The sequence below is a fragment of the Salinivibrio sp. MA607 genome (assembly GCF_001996245.1).
GTDB classification, from domain to species: domain Bacteria; phylum Pseudomonadota; class Gammaproteobacteria; order Enterobacterales; family Vibrionaceae; genus Salinivibrio; species Salinivibrio costicola.
The window spans coordinates 26,517-41,514 of sequence record NZ_MUFJ01000005.1; the positions used below are offsets into that span (position 1 = coordinate 26,517).

General features: G+C 49.5%; 12 protein-coding genes and 1 riboswitch. Of the genes, 2 read left to right on the top strand and 10 right to left on the bottom strand.

The features are described from left to right. Positions 1–99: 99 nt before the first annotated feature. Positions 100–999: a DNA-binding transcriptional activator PunR gene (gene punR / locus BZG81_RS03735; protein ID WP_077676769.1), complete on the top strand. Its 900-nt coding sequence runs from the start codon at positions 100–102 to the stop codon at positions 997–999. A gap of 25 nt (positions 1,000–1,024) precedes the next feature. On the opposite strand, the gene BZG81_RS03740 is transcribed toward punR, so the two are convergent. From BZG81_RS03740 to BZG81_RS03785, 10 genes are all read right to left on the bottom strand, one after another. Beyond that, positions 1,025–1,645: a CDP-alcohol phosphatidyltransferase family protein gene (locus BZG81_RS03740; protein WP_077461132.1), complete on the bottom strand. Its 621-nt coding sequence runs from the start codon at positions 1,643–1,645 to the stop codon at positions 1,025–1,027. Next, a complete protein-coding gene (locus BZG81_RS03745; protein ID WP_077676770.1) occupies positions 1,638–2,309 on the bottom strand; it encodes an ATP-binding cassette domain-containing protein in 672 nt (223 codons plus the stop codon). The genes BZG81_RS03740 and BZG81_RS03745 overlap by 8 nt, the downstream gene beginning before the upstream one ends. Continuing rightward, positions 2,269–3,984, bottom strand: a complete 1,716-nt coding sequence (locus tag BZG81_RS03750; RefSeq protein WP_077676771.1) for an ABC transporter permease — start codon at positions 3,982–3,984, stop codon at positions 2,269–2,271. Before BZG81_RS03750 ends, BZG81_RS03745 begins: the two co-directional genes overlap by 41 nt. Positions 3,985–3,995: 11 nt before the next feature. Next, the gene (locus BZG81_RS03755; protein WP_077676772.1) at positions 3,996–5,135 is read right to left on the bottom strand and encodes an ABC transporter substrate-binding protein; all 1,140 of its coding nucleotides are present in this window, start codon (positions 5,133–5,135) and stop codon (positions 3,996–3,998) included. A gap of 16 nt (positions 5,136–5,151) precedes the next feature. Continuing rightward, positions 5,152–7,287: a dihydrolipoyl dehydrogenase gene (gene lpdA, locus BZG81_RS03760; protein ID WP_077661008.1), complete on the bottom strand. Its 2,136-nt coding sequence runs from the start codon at positions 7,285–7,287 to the stop codon at positions 5,152–5,154. Between the two features lie 381 nt (positions 7,288–7,668). Continuing rightward, complete coding sequence (locus tag BZG81_RS03765) at positions 7,669–8,262, bottom strand: TfoX/Sxy family DNA transformation protein (RefSeq protein WP_077676773.1); 594 nt, start codon at positions 8,260–8,262, stop codon at positions 7,669–7,671. 145 nt (positions 8,263–8,407) lie between these two features. Then, a riboswitch (cyclic di-GMP riboswitch) is annotated at positions 8,408–8,509 on the bottom strand. Positions 8,510–8,687: 178 nt separating this feature from the next. Beyond that, a complete protein-coding gene (locus BZG81_RS03770; RefSeq protein ID WP_077461138.1) occupies positions 8,688–9,692 on the bottom strand; it encodes a substrate-binding domain-containing protein in 1,005 nt (334 codons plus the stop codon). A gap of 315 nt (positions 9,693–10,007) precedes the next feature. Then, positions 10,008–10,784 carry a heme ABC transporter ATP-binding protein gene (locus tag BZG81_RS03775; protein ID WP_158011794.1) on the bottom strand — a complete coding sequence of 259 codons (777 nt, stop codon included), beginning with the start codon at positions 10,782–10,784 and terminating at the stop codon, positions 10,008–10,010. Further along, the gene (locus BZG81_RS03780; RefSeq protein WP_077676774.1) at positions 10,784–11,818 is read right to left on the bottom strand and encodes a FecCD family ABC transporter permease; all 1,035 of its coding nucleotides are present in this window, start codon (positions 11,816–11,818) and stop codon (positions 10,784–10,786) included. Before BZG81_RS03780 ends, BZG81_RS03775 begins: the two co-directional genes overlap by 1 nt. A 2-nt stretch (positions 11,819–11,820) precedes the next feature. Next, positions 11,821–12,675: a heme/hemin ABC transporter substrate-binding protein gene (locus BZG81_RS03785; protein WP_077676775.1), complete on the bottom strand. Its 855-nt coding sequence runs from the start codon at positions 12,673–12,675 to the stop codon at positions 11,821–11,823. A gap of 209 nt (positions 12,676–12,884) precedes the next feature. On the opposite strand from BZG81_RS03785, the gene BZG81_RS03790 reads away from it, so the two are divergent. Further along, complete coding sequence (locus tag BZG81_RS03790) at positions 12,885–14,942, top strand: TonB-dependent hemoglobin/transferrin/lactoferrin family receptor (RefSeq protein WP_077676776.1); 2,058 nt, start codon at positions 12,885–12,887, stop codon at positions 14,940–14,942. Positions 14,943–14,998 lie beyond the last annotated feature (56 nt).

A 14,998-nucleotide genomic window follows, 5' to 3' on the forward strand; every position in this document is an offset into this window, starting at 1 on the left:
CTCTTGATACAAAGATTAATGTAACGAGCAGTTTATGACTAACAATCCATGCTGTGAAACGGTATGATTTGAACATACCTTTCAAAAAATTTGATGTGAATGTTTTCTTACCAAGATTTTCAGGTGATTGAGGTGGTCGCGCGCCGAGGCAGCTTTTCAGGCGCGGCCGCAGAGCTCCATAAAGTACCTAGTGCGGTGAGCTATACAGTGCGGCAAATAGAGGACAAATTGGCGGTGGTACTGTTCGAACGTCTTCATCGCCAAGTAAAGCTGACGCCTGCTGGGGAATACTTTGTTGAACAATCACGCGAAATGCTGAAAGCGATGGCTAATATTCGTCAACAAACACAACGGGTTGCTAATGGATGGGCGCAAAGTGTCTCACTTGCACTCGACAATGTGGTGCGTGAAGACAGTGTCAACACACTCGTGCGCGACTTCTATGATGCGTTTCCTGATGTGGAACTGTTACTGACCATGGAAGTGTTCAATGGCGTATGGGATGCACTTGCCGATGATCGAGCAGATATCGCGATTGGTGCGACCGCCGCAGTCCCCGTCAGTGGTGCGTTTCGTTATCGAGAAATGGGCACCTTGCGTTGGCGGTTTGTTGTCAGTCCATCGCACCCACTCATGCAGTGCGAACAACCACTAGACAACGATCAGCTCGCAGCGTATCCCGCCATTTGTTTAGAGGACACCTCGCGCCGTTTGCCGCGCCGTACCACTTGGCTATTGGACAACCAGCGTCGTCTAACGGTGCCGAATTGGCACAGTGCCATGCAATGTTTTAAGGCCGGTTTGGGCATTGGTGTGATGCCTTCTCACATGGCCGAAGAGGCTATCGCTCGAGGTGAGCTGGTGGAGCTAACGCTTGCGAATCCGCTTTTAAGCAGCCCATGTTGTATTGCTTGGCGTTCAGATAAAGAGTCGCCACCGATAAGCTGGCTGCTCGATTATTTGGGTGATAAAGAGCAATTACAGCAGCAGTGGCTATAACGTGAGCGCGCATGAGATAGTGTTGCTAGCGTCCTTCAATGTCACGTAGCGTATGGTATCCAGCCCAGACGCGACTGGAAGCGGTGACCAAGCACGCGATGCCAAATACCCAAGCAATCCACGCCATGTAAGACGGGAAAAGACACATCAAGACAAAGCTGGCAATGGTCTCGGTGCCTTCGGTGATCCCCCCGATGTAATACAAGGATTTGTTTGCATACACGGGGTTGTCGATTTGATGCTTGCTCGCCATTGTCGCAAAAGCTAAAAAGCTGGCCCCGGTGCCCATAAAACAAAAAAGTAAAAAGCTTGCCGCTATCGCATTATTGGCTGGGTCCGCGAGCGCAAAGCCAAACGGAATGGATGCGTAGAAAATAAAATCAAGCGTGATGTCCAAAAAGCCTCCCGCATCACTGAGGCCCTGCTCGCGCGCGATCGCACCGTCAAGGCCATCGAAAAGCCGATTAATCACAATAAAGCTAAGCGCAAGCCCATAGGCTTGAAGCGCCAGAGCAGGCAGTGCCAGTAAGCCAATGAAAAACCCGCTCAAGGTCACCGTGTCAGGTTTGGCTCCCCACCGACTGAGTTGGACCGCCGCTTGTTTCAATGGCCAGCGGATCACGGCAATCGCATAACGATCAAGCATTTGCTGGGTACTCCTGTGGTGTGAGGGGCGTTTCTGGGATTGGCCAGTCTAGGCGATGATCAGGATGCGCAATATCTTCGCTATCGTGGGTCACAATCACCGCCGGGATTTGCCTTTGTTCAATTTGTCCAAACACAAAGGCGCGAAAATCACGGCGTAGCGGCTTATCAAGCTTACTGAACGGTTCATCCAACAAAATCGCATCGGGCTTAGCGAGTAACGCGCGTAGTACACTGATACGCGCACGTTGTCCTCCCGATAGTTGCGACGGTGCATAGTTAGCCAGTGCAGCGAGGTGGATTGCGTCGAGTGCTGCCAGGGTATGGTTGTATTTTTCTTTTTTATTCATCGATGAGGGCAGTGCAAAGGCCAAGTTCTGCCAGACGTTGAGATGCGGGAAGAGTAAATCATCTTGAAATAAAATCCCGATACGGCGCTGCTCCGGCGGTAAGTGATCAAAAGGCTCACCATTTAAGGTCAGTTGGCCGCTGTAATGCATTGGCGGTTGGATGTGTCCCGCCAATACGCTCAATAGACTGGATTTTCCGCAGCCACTCGGCCCCATCACGGTGAGGATCTCGCCAGGCGATACGCTGAAAGAGACATCGTGTAATAAACACTGATCAGGCGCGTTTATGCTGAGTTGATTGACACACAGCGTCATGATTATTTGCTCCTGGTTGCGTCGCAACCGATTGATGAGGTGTCAGTCGCCGTTGCATGACACGACTGAGAAACGTTGCCAGGACGAAAACCAGTAAGGGGATCAGCGCTTGCATCAGGCCGTATAGGCCGCTAATCCGTCGATCCAACCCACTGGATAAGCTCACTGCCTCGGTTGTTAGGGTATTGATCCGACCCGCCCCCAATAATTGCGTAGGAAGATATTGGGCTAAGCTCACACTGGCGCCCACTGCCCAGGCGAGAATAATCGCCGGTAACAGTAAGGGAAGTTTGATACGCAGCCAGGCTGCCATCGCACTGACGCCTAAACTGCGAGCCGTTTGGATAAGCCGTTGATCAAACTGTTGCCACGGGCCATCTAATGCTAAATAAACATAAGGAAAAGCAAAAAAGATATGCGCCCAAATAGTCGCGGGTACATGCCATTGTCCCGGTAGACTATACACAGCCACTTGGATCCCAAACAAAATAGACAGTTGAGGTACCAAAAGAGGAATGGCAATCACGGCTTTAGGCAGTGCTCCTTGACGAGGAGAAACCGCGCGCTCAAGGCAGCCCATGGCAAATATGACGGCGACTGTCGCACTGATCAACGCCAGTAAAACACTATTTCCAATTAACGCCCCAACGTAAGCAAGCTCTTGATTCCAAAAGCGCAGCCCATAACGGCTGGGGAGCCAATCGGGAAATGACCAGCGTAAGGCGAACGACCAAATGAACAAAGCCGGGATTACCAACAAGGGAACAATCACGACGGGCCACCAGAGGTGTCTCCCTGGTAACCAAGCACGACGTGTTCCTGTGAATTGCCAACGATTAAAGCGCTCACAAATCAACCATTCGAAAAGTCGATAACCAATGAGTACCAAGGCACACAGTAAAAACAGGACCAAAGCCCCTGCCGACGCTCGGGGGAGTAATGAAAGATCAGGGTCGTTAAACCACTGCCAAACTAACACAGCAAAGGTTGGTGGCGTGTTTGGACCTAAAATCATCGCTACGTCGACGACCGAGAGGCTATAGGCCACCACGGCAAAAATAGGAAAACGCATTTTGGCGAACCAAAGTGGAAAAATCACCTTGATCCAGGTACTGGTGCGATCATAGCCGAGGCTGGCAGAGACCATCGTTAAGCGATGCACATCAATTTGGCTTAGCACAGAAAGGCTCATTAAAAGCAAAAACGGCGTTTCTTTCAGGGTGAGGGCTAGGGTTAAGCCCAGCACATACGGATCCTGTATTAGTGACCAAGTCGGTGGCATGTCTCCGGTCAATGGGCTAGACAGGCGAAATAGCCACCCTGAAGGGGACAAAAACAACACCAGTCCAATAGCAAATGCAACATGGGGCAGGGCCAGTAAACCGGGTAAGCTACGCGCGATGCGTTGCCAAARGGGCGTCTGCCACGTGGCTTGCAAAATAGCGAAGCTCAACATCACTGCCAATAAGCTACTTGCTAGTCCAGAGAGCAGTGTGAGCCAGAGTGAGTGAGATAAGCCTGGCCAGGCAATGAGTTCACGCCAACCCGAGAGACTGGCTTCAGCCAGCCCCAAAGCAGGTAAAAACGCAAATGCACTGGTTAACAGGCCTCCCAGCCCAGGAAGTAAGGGCAGGCAGCACACCGCCAGCGTGATGGCAAACAACAAACGTGCCATGACGGTCTCTTTTATTGTCCGTAACGTTTAAGCCAAGCGCTTTCGAGAGCGGTTTGCCAACTGGGATGCGGCTCTGGCTGGGACTGAAAACGGCGCGTTTTAGCGGTGTCAGGCAGTTTAACCACCGGTGGGTCGCCCCAAATATCAGTCTGAGCTTTGCGCAATTGCGCCTTCTCACCCATCAAAAAGTTGATCGCTATCTTGGCGCCGGCTTTTGCATTGGCATTGTAGGGGATCGCCAGAAAATGGATATTAGATAAAGCCCCCTGCTCAAAAGCAAAGGCGCGTGCCGTTGGCGCTAACGTCCCTGAGGCGATGGCGGATTTTGCCGCATTGGGATTAAAAGCGATCCCGATTAAAAGCGCACCGTCATCGACAAGCTGCATGGTGTGTGCGCTGCCTGAGGGAAATTGCTCCCCATTACGCCAAGCGACTGGGTGCAGCGCATCAAGATAGTCCCATAGCGGTGCAGTTATGGTCTCAAAGTCTGCATCGTCGACAGGCTGATACAACGCCTGTTGATTGTTTGTCAGCTCAAGCAATGCCGCTTTTAAAAAGCTGGTGCCATGAAATTCGGGCGGTTTCGGATAACTGATCCGACCGGGATTAGCTTTTGCGAGCTGTAACAATTCAGCAAAAGAGCTTGGAGGATTGGCGAGTGTTTTTTTATCGTGAATAAACACCAGTTGCCCGACCCCCCATGGTGCTTCCAAGCCTTTGGTGGGTTCAGTAAAGTCCTCTGTCACGGRCAAGGTTTTATCAACGATTTGCCAGTTAGGCAGCGCCTCGACAAAGGGGCCTTCAAGTAACCCGTTTTCCTTCATCGATTTAAAGTTCTCGCCATTAATCCAGACCATATCGACACTGCCGCCGGTATCTTTTCCCGCCGTTTTTTCAGCCAATAAACGATTCACTGTTTCTGCAATATCAGCCACTTTAACGTGTTTGAGGGTCACACCGTATTCACGTTTGAGTTCACGCCCAGCCCAACGAAGATAAGCATTGATTTGCTGATTGCCGCCCCAGGCATTGAAATATACGATTTGCCCGTTTGCGTCTTGTTCGACTTGTGCCCAATCCTGCTCAGCGGGAGTGGCCAAGGCATAGCCACTGGTGATTGCGAGCGTTAGGGCCGCTATCCATTGTTTCATTGTTCTTCCTTATTGATTAGTGACGCATCCAGCGTTGATATTTTTCGACCCACTGTAGGAGTTTCTCCGGTGCATGCGCCTGTTTCCACATACCCGCCGTATATTTAACCGCTTCACTCATGGTGGGATAAGGATGAACGGTGCCGAGTATTTTGTTCAGCCCCAAGCCATGGCGCATCGCTAAGGTGAACTCGGCCAATAAATCGCCGGCATGTTCTCCCACTATGGTCACTCCCAGTATGGTATCTTTTCCCTTTGGTGTCAGCACTTTAATAAAGCCATGGTCATTGCCATCGGCGATGGCGCGATCCAGGTCATCAATGCCGTAATAGGTCACTTCGACGTCTTGTTGGTTGGCTTTGGCTTCTTTTTCATTAAGCCCAACACGTGCAACTTCTGGGGACGTGTATGTTGCCGCTGGCATCACCGAGTAATCCGCTTTAAAACGCTTAAATTGGCCAAATAACGCATTGACCGCGGCATACCACGCTTGATGGGCACTGGCATGGGTCAACTGAAAGGGCCCTGCCACATCACCCACTGCATAGATATTGGGGTAATTAGTTTGTAAATAGTCATTGACCTGAATGGTGCCACGCTCGGTCACTGGAATATCGAGCTTTTCGAGACCAAAGCCTTTGGTGTTGGCGCTGCGTCCTAACGCGACCAGCACCGCATCAAATGTGACGGTTTTCTCACCGTCAGGGCCGTCGAGTAAGGCGATTTGCTCATTGCCACGTTGTTCAAATGCTTTGACCTTGTGCTGTGTTAAAACCGTGACACCGTCACGTTCTAGTGCGCTTTCAACCAGTTGAGCAGCGTCTTTATCTTCACGGCTTAACAATTGATCCGCCATTTCAGCCAGCGTCACTTGGCTGCCTAAACACGCAAAACTTTGTGCCAATTCTGCGCCAATGGGACCCCCGCCCAAAACCAATAACCGTGGTGGCAGTTCAGGCAGGGACCAAATCGTATCCGAGGTGTAATGTGTTACCTCAGCCAAACCGGGAATGGGAGGGAGCATGGGGCGTGCGCCTGTGGCTATCACGATGTTGCGGGTAGTGAGGCGTTCGCCATTCACCTCGACTTCCCATGGCGAGACGATGTGTGCTTCGCCTTGCACGCACTCCACGCCGAGCTTGGTGTAACGCTCGACTGAATCATGGGGCTCAATGTGGGTAATCACCTGTTTTACCCGCGCCATCACCGCTGGAAAATCAACGACTGGCGCCTGGGTATGAATACCAAACGCCTTGGCCTTGCCGATTTCTCGCATGGTTTTCGCTGCGCGTATCAGCGCTTTAGAGGGAACACACCCGGTGTTTAGGCAATCACCTCCCATCGAACCTTTTTCAACTAGCGTGACTTTTGCTTTCACCACTGCCGCGATATAACTCGATACCAGTCCGCCTGCGCCGGCACCAATTACCACCATATTGCGATCAAACTGATGGGGTTTGCGCCAACCTTGATAGCGTTTACGACGCGTGACCCACGCCATGATCCATTTTGCTAGCAGCGGGAACAGGCCGAGTAATGCGAGCGATCCAAGCACCGAAGGCGACACCACATCGCCAAGTGCGTCGATTTGGGCGAGTTGAGTCCCTGCATTCACGTACACTGCTGTCCCCGGTAGCATGCCTAGCTGACTGACCCAGTAGAAGGTGCGCGTTTTTAAGGGCGTTAACCCCATCACTAGATTAATTAAGAAAAAGGGAAAAATGGGAATGAGGCGTAGCGTGAGCAGATAAAAGCGGCCATCTTTTTCAATGCCACGGTTAATGGCATCTAATTTTTGACCGAAGCGATTTTGTACCCAGTCTTGGAGCAAAAAACGACTGACTAAAAAGGCGAGTGTGGCACCAATAGAGCTGGCGAAAGAGATCAGAACCAGCCCCCACCAAAACCCAAATAATGCGGCGCCCAATAAGCTCGCCACTGCCGCTCCCGGTAAGGACAGGGCGGTCATCACCACATAGCCGACAAAAAACACCAGGCTTGCGGTGGTCGCGTTTTCGATAATGTAATCGTTCAATGCCGCTTGTTGTGCTTTGGCGTTTTCAAGCGTGAGCCATTGGCCGAGGTCGAAACTAAACCAGAGCACGACGATGGCGGCAATCACGAGGCCAACAAGAAGTTTTTTTACTGACATATTAGGTCTCGTCGCTAAATTAAAGAGGGCCAGCTATTACTTTAGAGTACTTTTGTGGACGGTTGGCAACTAACTGGCTGATTTATCGGTTGCATCAGCGAACTGTGCGGTCGATCTTACCTCTGACAAGACCGTATCGATCGCTAAAAACTTTCAGTTAAACGAAAAATCGCCAATTAAATCAAAAAAACGCCGATTAATCTCCACGAACTAGAGTCGACGGAAAGAAAAGCGCACTCGATAAGATGATGACGCAAAAGGAAGGGCATAGAGACATGTCAATGAGTTAATAGAATAAAGCGACACCGCCAGAAGGCGGTGTTGAACGCAAACATTGCTCACAGGAAAATTATCAAGTCATACAGAGGCGACTGTGAGAGATTATTTTTCTAAGTGTTGTAATAATTCCTGACGGCGTTGGGGTGGCACTACCGACCAGTGTTTACCAGTAATCGCCCCTTCTAACGACCACAAAAGCTCGAGACTCAATTGTGTTTCATGAGCAGACTTTAGTGCTTTGTAAGCGCCGACGGCACCGTGCTTTTGCAATGTTTCTGGCGAGTCTATGCCTGCCTTTTTAAGCATTCGTTCGGTGGCTAATCTTAGATTCGGGAGATCTTTAAGCCTTGACGGTGTCGCTGCCGATTTCACAGAACGATCCTGGATAGCAACGTCGAGGGCATTTTTCGCTTCGGCCAATAATCGTTCTGGATCGTCCCACCAGGCGTTAGGAATAGCAAAATATTTGGTGACGACCGGGAATCCACGTTTTTTGTACACATACGGCGTTAAGCCTTGTTGTTTGAGTAAGGCCTCGTTTTCTATACCGGCACGAAGGTGGAGGGTGTTATTGACCACGAGGGCGAACATGGTGTCTTCACAAAAAAGTCCAAATCCGCCGAACATGGATCGGGATTTGATATTGCCAAACTCGGCAAATAAACGCATCGCGTCTTTTAAAGCAGGTTTATCCATTTAATAACAATCTCGATGAATGTGAATGCCTAAAAATAAAGTCGCAGTCTAACAAGGCAAACAGACAAGATTGTCATCGAATTATCAAATTCTTAGGTTTGATAAATCCGATTGCTGATATTTCACTCAGCATTAAAACAACAGCGCTGGCAGCCCCGCTACCATTGAATCCCTGACAGTGACGCCAGATTCATTAGGCCGGAGGCTTTGCGTCCCATGCTTTCGCGATGGTTTGCCTTGTTCAAACGTTATCCAGGATATAATAATTGGACACAGATGTCGCCCTCTCTACGCATACAAAATGTGATATTGGTTCAATAAGTATGTAACTGATAATTTAAAGTAAAAGCTCTTATCCATAGGAAATCAAAAAAGCCACGACCGTCATAGGGGCGTGACTTTACATAAAAAAACGCGATAAACCATTAGGTTAGGTTTTTTACAGAGTCTCGACTGATTAATGATAAATCCATTTCAAACACTTGCTGCTGCGTATCGTTATCATTGATCCGGCTGAGTAAAAGTTTAACCGCAGTCTTGCCCAGTTGTCGTTTAGGTTGATGGACAGTCGTCAACGGTGGTGAGTAATATTCAGTCAGATCAATATTGTCATAACCGATGACAGAGATATCATCTGGCACCTGAATACCCGCCTGGTTGAAGGTGCTGATCGCCGCTAACGCCATGATATCATTAAAACAAAAAACTCCCGTAGGACGGTTTTCCATGGCAATAAACTGCTGAGCGGCGACTTTTGCTTGATTCGCTTCAAAGTCCGCTTCAATGATCCAGTCTTGATTTACGGGGATATCAGCTTCTTTCAGAGCCCGATAAAAGCCTGCAAGCCGTTGCTTACAGGTGTTCTTATCCATTTGCCCAGAGATACAACCAATTTGGGTATGCCCGTTGTCAATAAAATGTTTGGTTGCCAGATAGCCGCCTAGTTCCGCGTTATCTTCAATCCGATCGGTATCAATGTGGTGACTGCCCCAATCCATGACGACCATGGGCAGGTCACGCTTTTTCTCTAGCAGTAGCATGAGATCTTCATTGAGATCCGAGCACACCACAATTAAACCATCGACACGCTTTTCTGACAGCATACGCAAATAGTCGCGCTGCTTTTCAAGGTTGCCTTCGGTATTACACAAAACCAGCGTGTAGCCTTGCTCGTAGCAATAGTCTTCCACACCGTGCACGAGCTCGGCAAAAAATGGGTTGGTCGATTTAGTGACCAGCATTCCGAGCGTACGTGTCGTATTACATTTTAAACTACGAGCCACAGCACTCGGTGCATAGTTCAGGTCTTCAACGGCTTGCCAAACCTTTTCTGTTGTCTTTTCGGCGACAAAGCGGGTCTTATTGATAACGTGTGAGACCGTGGTGGTTGAAACACCCGCGAGACGCGCGACATCTTTAATCGTTGCCATCTTAATTCTTCTATATTGTGAAGCCTTGGGATCGTTACTCGCGACCTTACAGAAAAACGCCGCTGATACGCAGCGGCGCTGTCTTTCACAATCCCGGCCCATCAGACGGTTGCGAAGGTAACGAATCCGATTTCATCCATTCTCATAGCTAATCGGTTGCGGTCTCAGTTTACTTAGGTTACCGCCCAGTCGCAATTGGTCTGATGAGCGAACGATCATCAACAGACGGTTTTGTGACCCAGCTAGGCGGTTATCAATGCAAAAGTCTCATGGCGACGCTGGCAAGATCCCACCTTGATAGCAATAACTCAGGCACTAGGTCACGATCAATGGGCAGGCATGCTCTGGGTGCTCAATAACTTTAAGCGGATACTGATAAATCTTTGCGACCTGTTCACTCTCAAAACATTGCCATGGGGTACCCGTTAATACCATCTCTCCTTGTTTGAGAAAATACAGGCGATCCGCGTAGCGACTGGCAAGATTGAGGTCATGCAGCACCAAGACCACTGTCATCCCTTGATCGGCAAGCGATCGACAGCGTTGTAGCGTGTAATGCTGATGGGTAATATCGAGCGCCGATGTAGGCTCATCGAGTAGCATGATGGCCCGCGTTGGATCGGTTTGGATTAACTGCAAAGCAATGCGTGCCATATGGACTCGCTGTTTTTCACCGCCTGACAATATAGGATAAGGCCGGTTAGCAAGGTGGGTGATATCCCACTGCTGTAACTGCTCATCGGCGAGGGCGGCAATTTGCGCCTGATTCGCTTGTAACGGTGTCGCCCCCATTTGWACCACTTCTTTGACCGTAAACGCAAAGGTTAAGCCACTACTTTGGGGAAGAAAGGCGACCTGTTTAGCAAAGCGCTCACCATGCCATGCGGCTTTAGGCATGGCCCAAAAATCAACCTGGCCTGATGGATGACTGTCACTCATCACTTGTTTGAGTAAGGTGCTTTTCCCCGCGCCATTTGGCCCGAGCAACACATGTAATTGGCCTGCAGCAAAGGAAACATTGATGCGATTAAGTAGTTGGCGTCCGTTAAGCGAGTAACTTAAATCACGAACATTGAGGGCAATATCAGACATTAATGCACCACTGCTTGTCGTTGTTGGATCAAAAGCCATAAAAAGAAGGGTGCCCCCATAAGTGCGGTGATGATCCCCACTGGCAGCTCTGCCGGCGCAACAATGATTCGTGCGATAATATCAGCAAGCGTCAATAAAAGGGCGCCCAATATCGCCGATAAAGGGATCAGGGTGCGATGATCTGGCCCAGCCAATAGGCGGCCAATATGCGGAACAACCAAGCCGATAAAGCCAATTAATCCTGCGGCGCTGACCGACACCCCCATTCCAGCGGCTGTCGCAATGATCAATAAGCGCTTTAGGCGATGAACATTGATGCCAAGATACGCAGCTTCGTTCTCGCCAAGTAATAAGGCGTTGATATGCGGAGCGCAGCGATAGGCAAAAAGCGTGAGGGTAACGGCTGCAACGCCCGTTAACGCGATGAGTCCCCACGATGCGCCAGTGAGCGATCCCATTGACCACAAGGCGATATCACGCAATGTTTGGTTATCAGCAACGTAATTGATTAACCCGAGCGCCGCACCCGACAAGGCACTAATGGCAATACCGGCTAACAACATCACGGTAACCGATGTTCCCATCGATGTTGTGCCAATACGATAAACAAACAAGGTGGCGACCAGCGCACCCAAAAAGGCAAACAGCGACACCGAGAGGGTAAAACCGACGTTAAGGCTGCCCCAGGATAACAGCAACAATCCCAACGCGCCGCCTAAAGACGCCCCTCCAGAGACTCCAATGATCCCCGGATCCGCAAGCGGATTGCGAAATAGCCCTTGCATTAATGCGCCAGATACTGCCAGAAGTGCGCCAACGAACAAACACAATAAGGTGCGTGGTAAGCGGACTTGTTGCACGATGGTCAAGATATGCGGTGCGACATCACTTTGCCAAGGGCTCAAGCTTTGTAAACTGACGAGCCACCCAAGTTGCCACTGTCCCACGGCTATCGACATTACAGTGACGATGAACAAAACAGTGATCAACACAGGGAAGAGCCGCTGATGCGTTTCACGAAAGTAAGCGTGCATTACTATTGGTTTCCGGTTAAATGGGTTTGAATGCGCAGGGCCTCATCAAGAGTATTCAGACTTAATCCACCCACTAATACACGGCCATCCACAGCGATGATGCGATTGTTTTTATACGCTCTTGTGCTTGATAGCAACGGGACCGCCTCTGCCAATCCTTGCAGGCCGCCAAGCTGATCGAGTGAGCGTTGCATGACCAAAATAAAGTCAGGATTAAAGCCAAGCAGCGCCTCGGGTGAAAGTGGCTTATAGCTGGTGACGGATTCAGCCGCAGGGTTCGTGGCACCGAGCAATTCAATCAAGGTATTTGGAGTGGTATCAGCGCCGGCGACACTGGCAGGTCGTCCCTGGTGAACCAAGAGAAAAAGACCGTTGAGCGTGGATGTGTTTGATGCTGACGCAGACGCTCGGGTTTCTAGCTTGGCTAATTGGTCATCCATAGCGTTGATCAATGGTTCGGCATTCGCTTGTGTCGCCGTTAACTCCGCCAAGGTATGAATACGTTGCTTGAGGGCAGCGACCGTCGGGGTACTCGATAACGTCACCACCTTGACCCCGGCATCACTGAGTGTTGATAACACCGGTGCTGGGCCCATTTCTTCTGAACCAATTAAAAGATCGGGGGATAGCGAAAGTACACCTTCCGCCGCGAGCTGGCGATGATAGCCCACGCTCGGCATGTCTTTCTCTTGTAATTGGCTGGTGGCATCAATACCAACAATCTGTGATTGCGCGCCAAGCTCAACGAGCAAGTCAGTCACACTTGCGCCCGCACTGACGATGCGTGGCGAAGCATGAATCGATAGAGATATGAGGGTACTGAACAGAGCTATCACTCTTACTGCGGCGGTGGCCATGTTAAATCCTTATTTTCGCTTTATCAGTGGCTTATTGGTCAAAGGTAATGCGGTGTCATTGGCAGTGATTTATCGTTCACTGCACATTTGTAATTATTAGTTACATAACTAATTAAGATCAATTATCGTTTACATTGCTGTTCTCGATCAATACAATCTTGCAAAAATAATGATGATTCTCATTTGTAGTTGAACCAGAGAGCACTGAAATGACATTGAAAAAGGATATTTTGATACCACGTCCGAGCCACCTAAACCTCGCTATCGGACTTGCGCTTGGCACATTAAGCCTCACTTCACCCGTCATGGCCGCCGATGGCGGGCAACAAAATGGCAACCAAACAGAAACGGTGTCTGTGTATGCCAGTCGTATGGACGCGCAAAAAGCGAATCGCGCTGTTGCCGTCAGCACGGTGTCACAGGAAGAAATAGAGAAAAGACAAGGAAGTAACGTCACGGATTTAATTCGGCACTTACCCAATGTCTCTGTGCTTGGTGGCGGGCGCGATGCCGCTCAGTCTGTGACTATTCGTGGATTAAGCAGCGAAAACGGCCGCGTGGTGCAGCTTGTTGATGGTGCGCGTCAGAATTTTTCTGTTGGTCACCGCTCCAGTCTATTTATTGATCCTGAGTTACTTCGCTCGGTAGAGGTGGTCCGTGGCCCATCGAGTACCCTGTGGGGCTCCGGTGCTTTGGGAGGCGTGTTTGCCCAAAACACCAAATCAGCCAGCGACTTTCTTTCCGGTGATCAGGCCGTAGGTGGTTACCTTAAACAAGGATTCCACAGCAACAATAATGCCTCACGCACAAGCGGCGCGGTGTTTGGACGCACAGAGACGGTTGATTGGCTGGTACAAAGCTACTATCACGATAGTGATGATAACCAACTAGGCAACGGCAAAACCTTGTCTTATTCAGCGGATAGAGAAAAAGGTGGTTTTGCTAAAGTCCGTTACACACCATCTTTAGATCACCAATGGACGTTCACTGCTCGTCAAGGCGAACTTGATGATATGTCTCCATCAAATCCCTCAGTCAAAGAGCCGTCAGGTTCTTATCCGTTAGTATACCGGGAAACAAGGGACCAGAGCCTTTCCGTTGCCTACGATTATAGTCCCGCCAGTCATTGGGTCGATATTAACTCTCAGTTGTATTTCAATAATACTGAGATGAAAGAGCACCGTGTTGCACCGCAAGAACGTGACAATAATGAGACTCAAACCATAGGTTTCTCTATCACGAATACGTCCAACATAAAAAATATCGATTTAATTACAGGTCTGGATTTATATCGCGATAGTTATGAAACGAAACGTGATGACAGCAGTGCACCTGGAGAGCGTCCGGCAGGACAAGATGCAAATGCAGAAAGTATAGGGGCGTTTGGTCAAATAAATATTCCTGTATTCGACCAGATTCGTTGGCAAGCGGGTGTTCGATTTGACTCTTACAAAGGTGAAGATAATCGACCGACATCACTGGATAGTGAGAGCCGCGATCATGCGTGGTCCCCATCGACGGCATTGACATGGAACGCAACCGAACGGCTAGCATTGACTGCCAGCTATCGCGAAGCTTTTCGTGCACCGAGCTTAGAAGAAATGTATGCCAGTGGTACTCACTTTGTGGTTCCTATGGGGCCTACAAAGTTGATCAATCGATTTATACCGAACCCGGACTTGAAACCAGAGCACAGTGCCAACAAAGAATTAGCCATCACCTACCAATTTACTCCGACGAGTTATTTCGATAATGCCTATGTTGATGCGCGCCTGTTCCGCAACGATGTTGACGATTTTATTGATATGAACGTTGACTTCATGGGCGGCACTACAACGCGTGAAAACGTTAAAGATGCCAAACTGGAAGGCATAGAACTAAGCCTTCATCACCAACTCGGTGGCTTTACCAATAATCTAAGCTACAGCCAAACCGAAGGCAAGAATAAGAATGATGGTAGCTATCTCGATAACATCCCAGCTCACAAGTTTGTCGCAGAAACCGACTATGCGCTGGCGACGTTACCAGTGAGTGTCGGCGGTCGAGTTTCTCATTATGCCGATCAAAACGACACTAACGATGCCAACACTTATGATGGCTACACCCTGTGGGATGTTTATGCAAGCTACAGTCCCAATGGCGCTTGGGATGGCGTGAAGTTTGATTTAGCGATCGATAACTTAACCGACGAGCAATATACCCAAGCTTGGGCGCAAGTGGCTTCACCAGGGCGCGATATCAAATTTAATGTTCGTTACCAATTTTAGCTCGTTACCAAGTTTAACGACTCGTACAAAGGGCAGGTGAACGCCTGCCCACACTG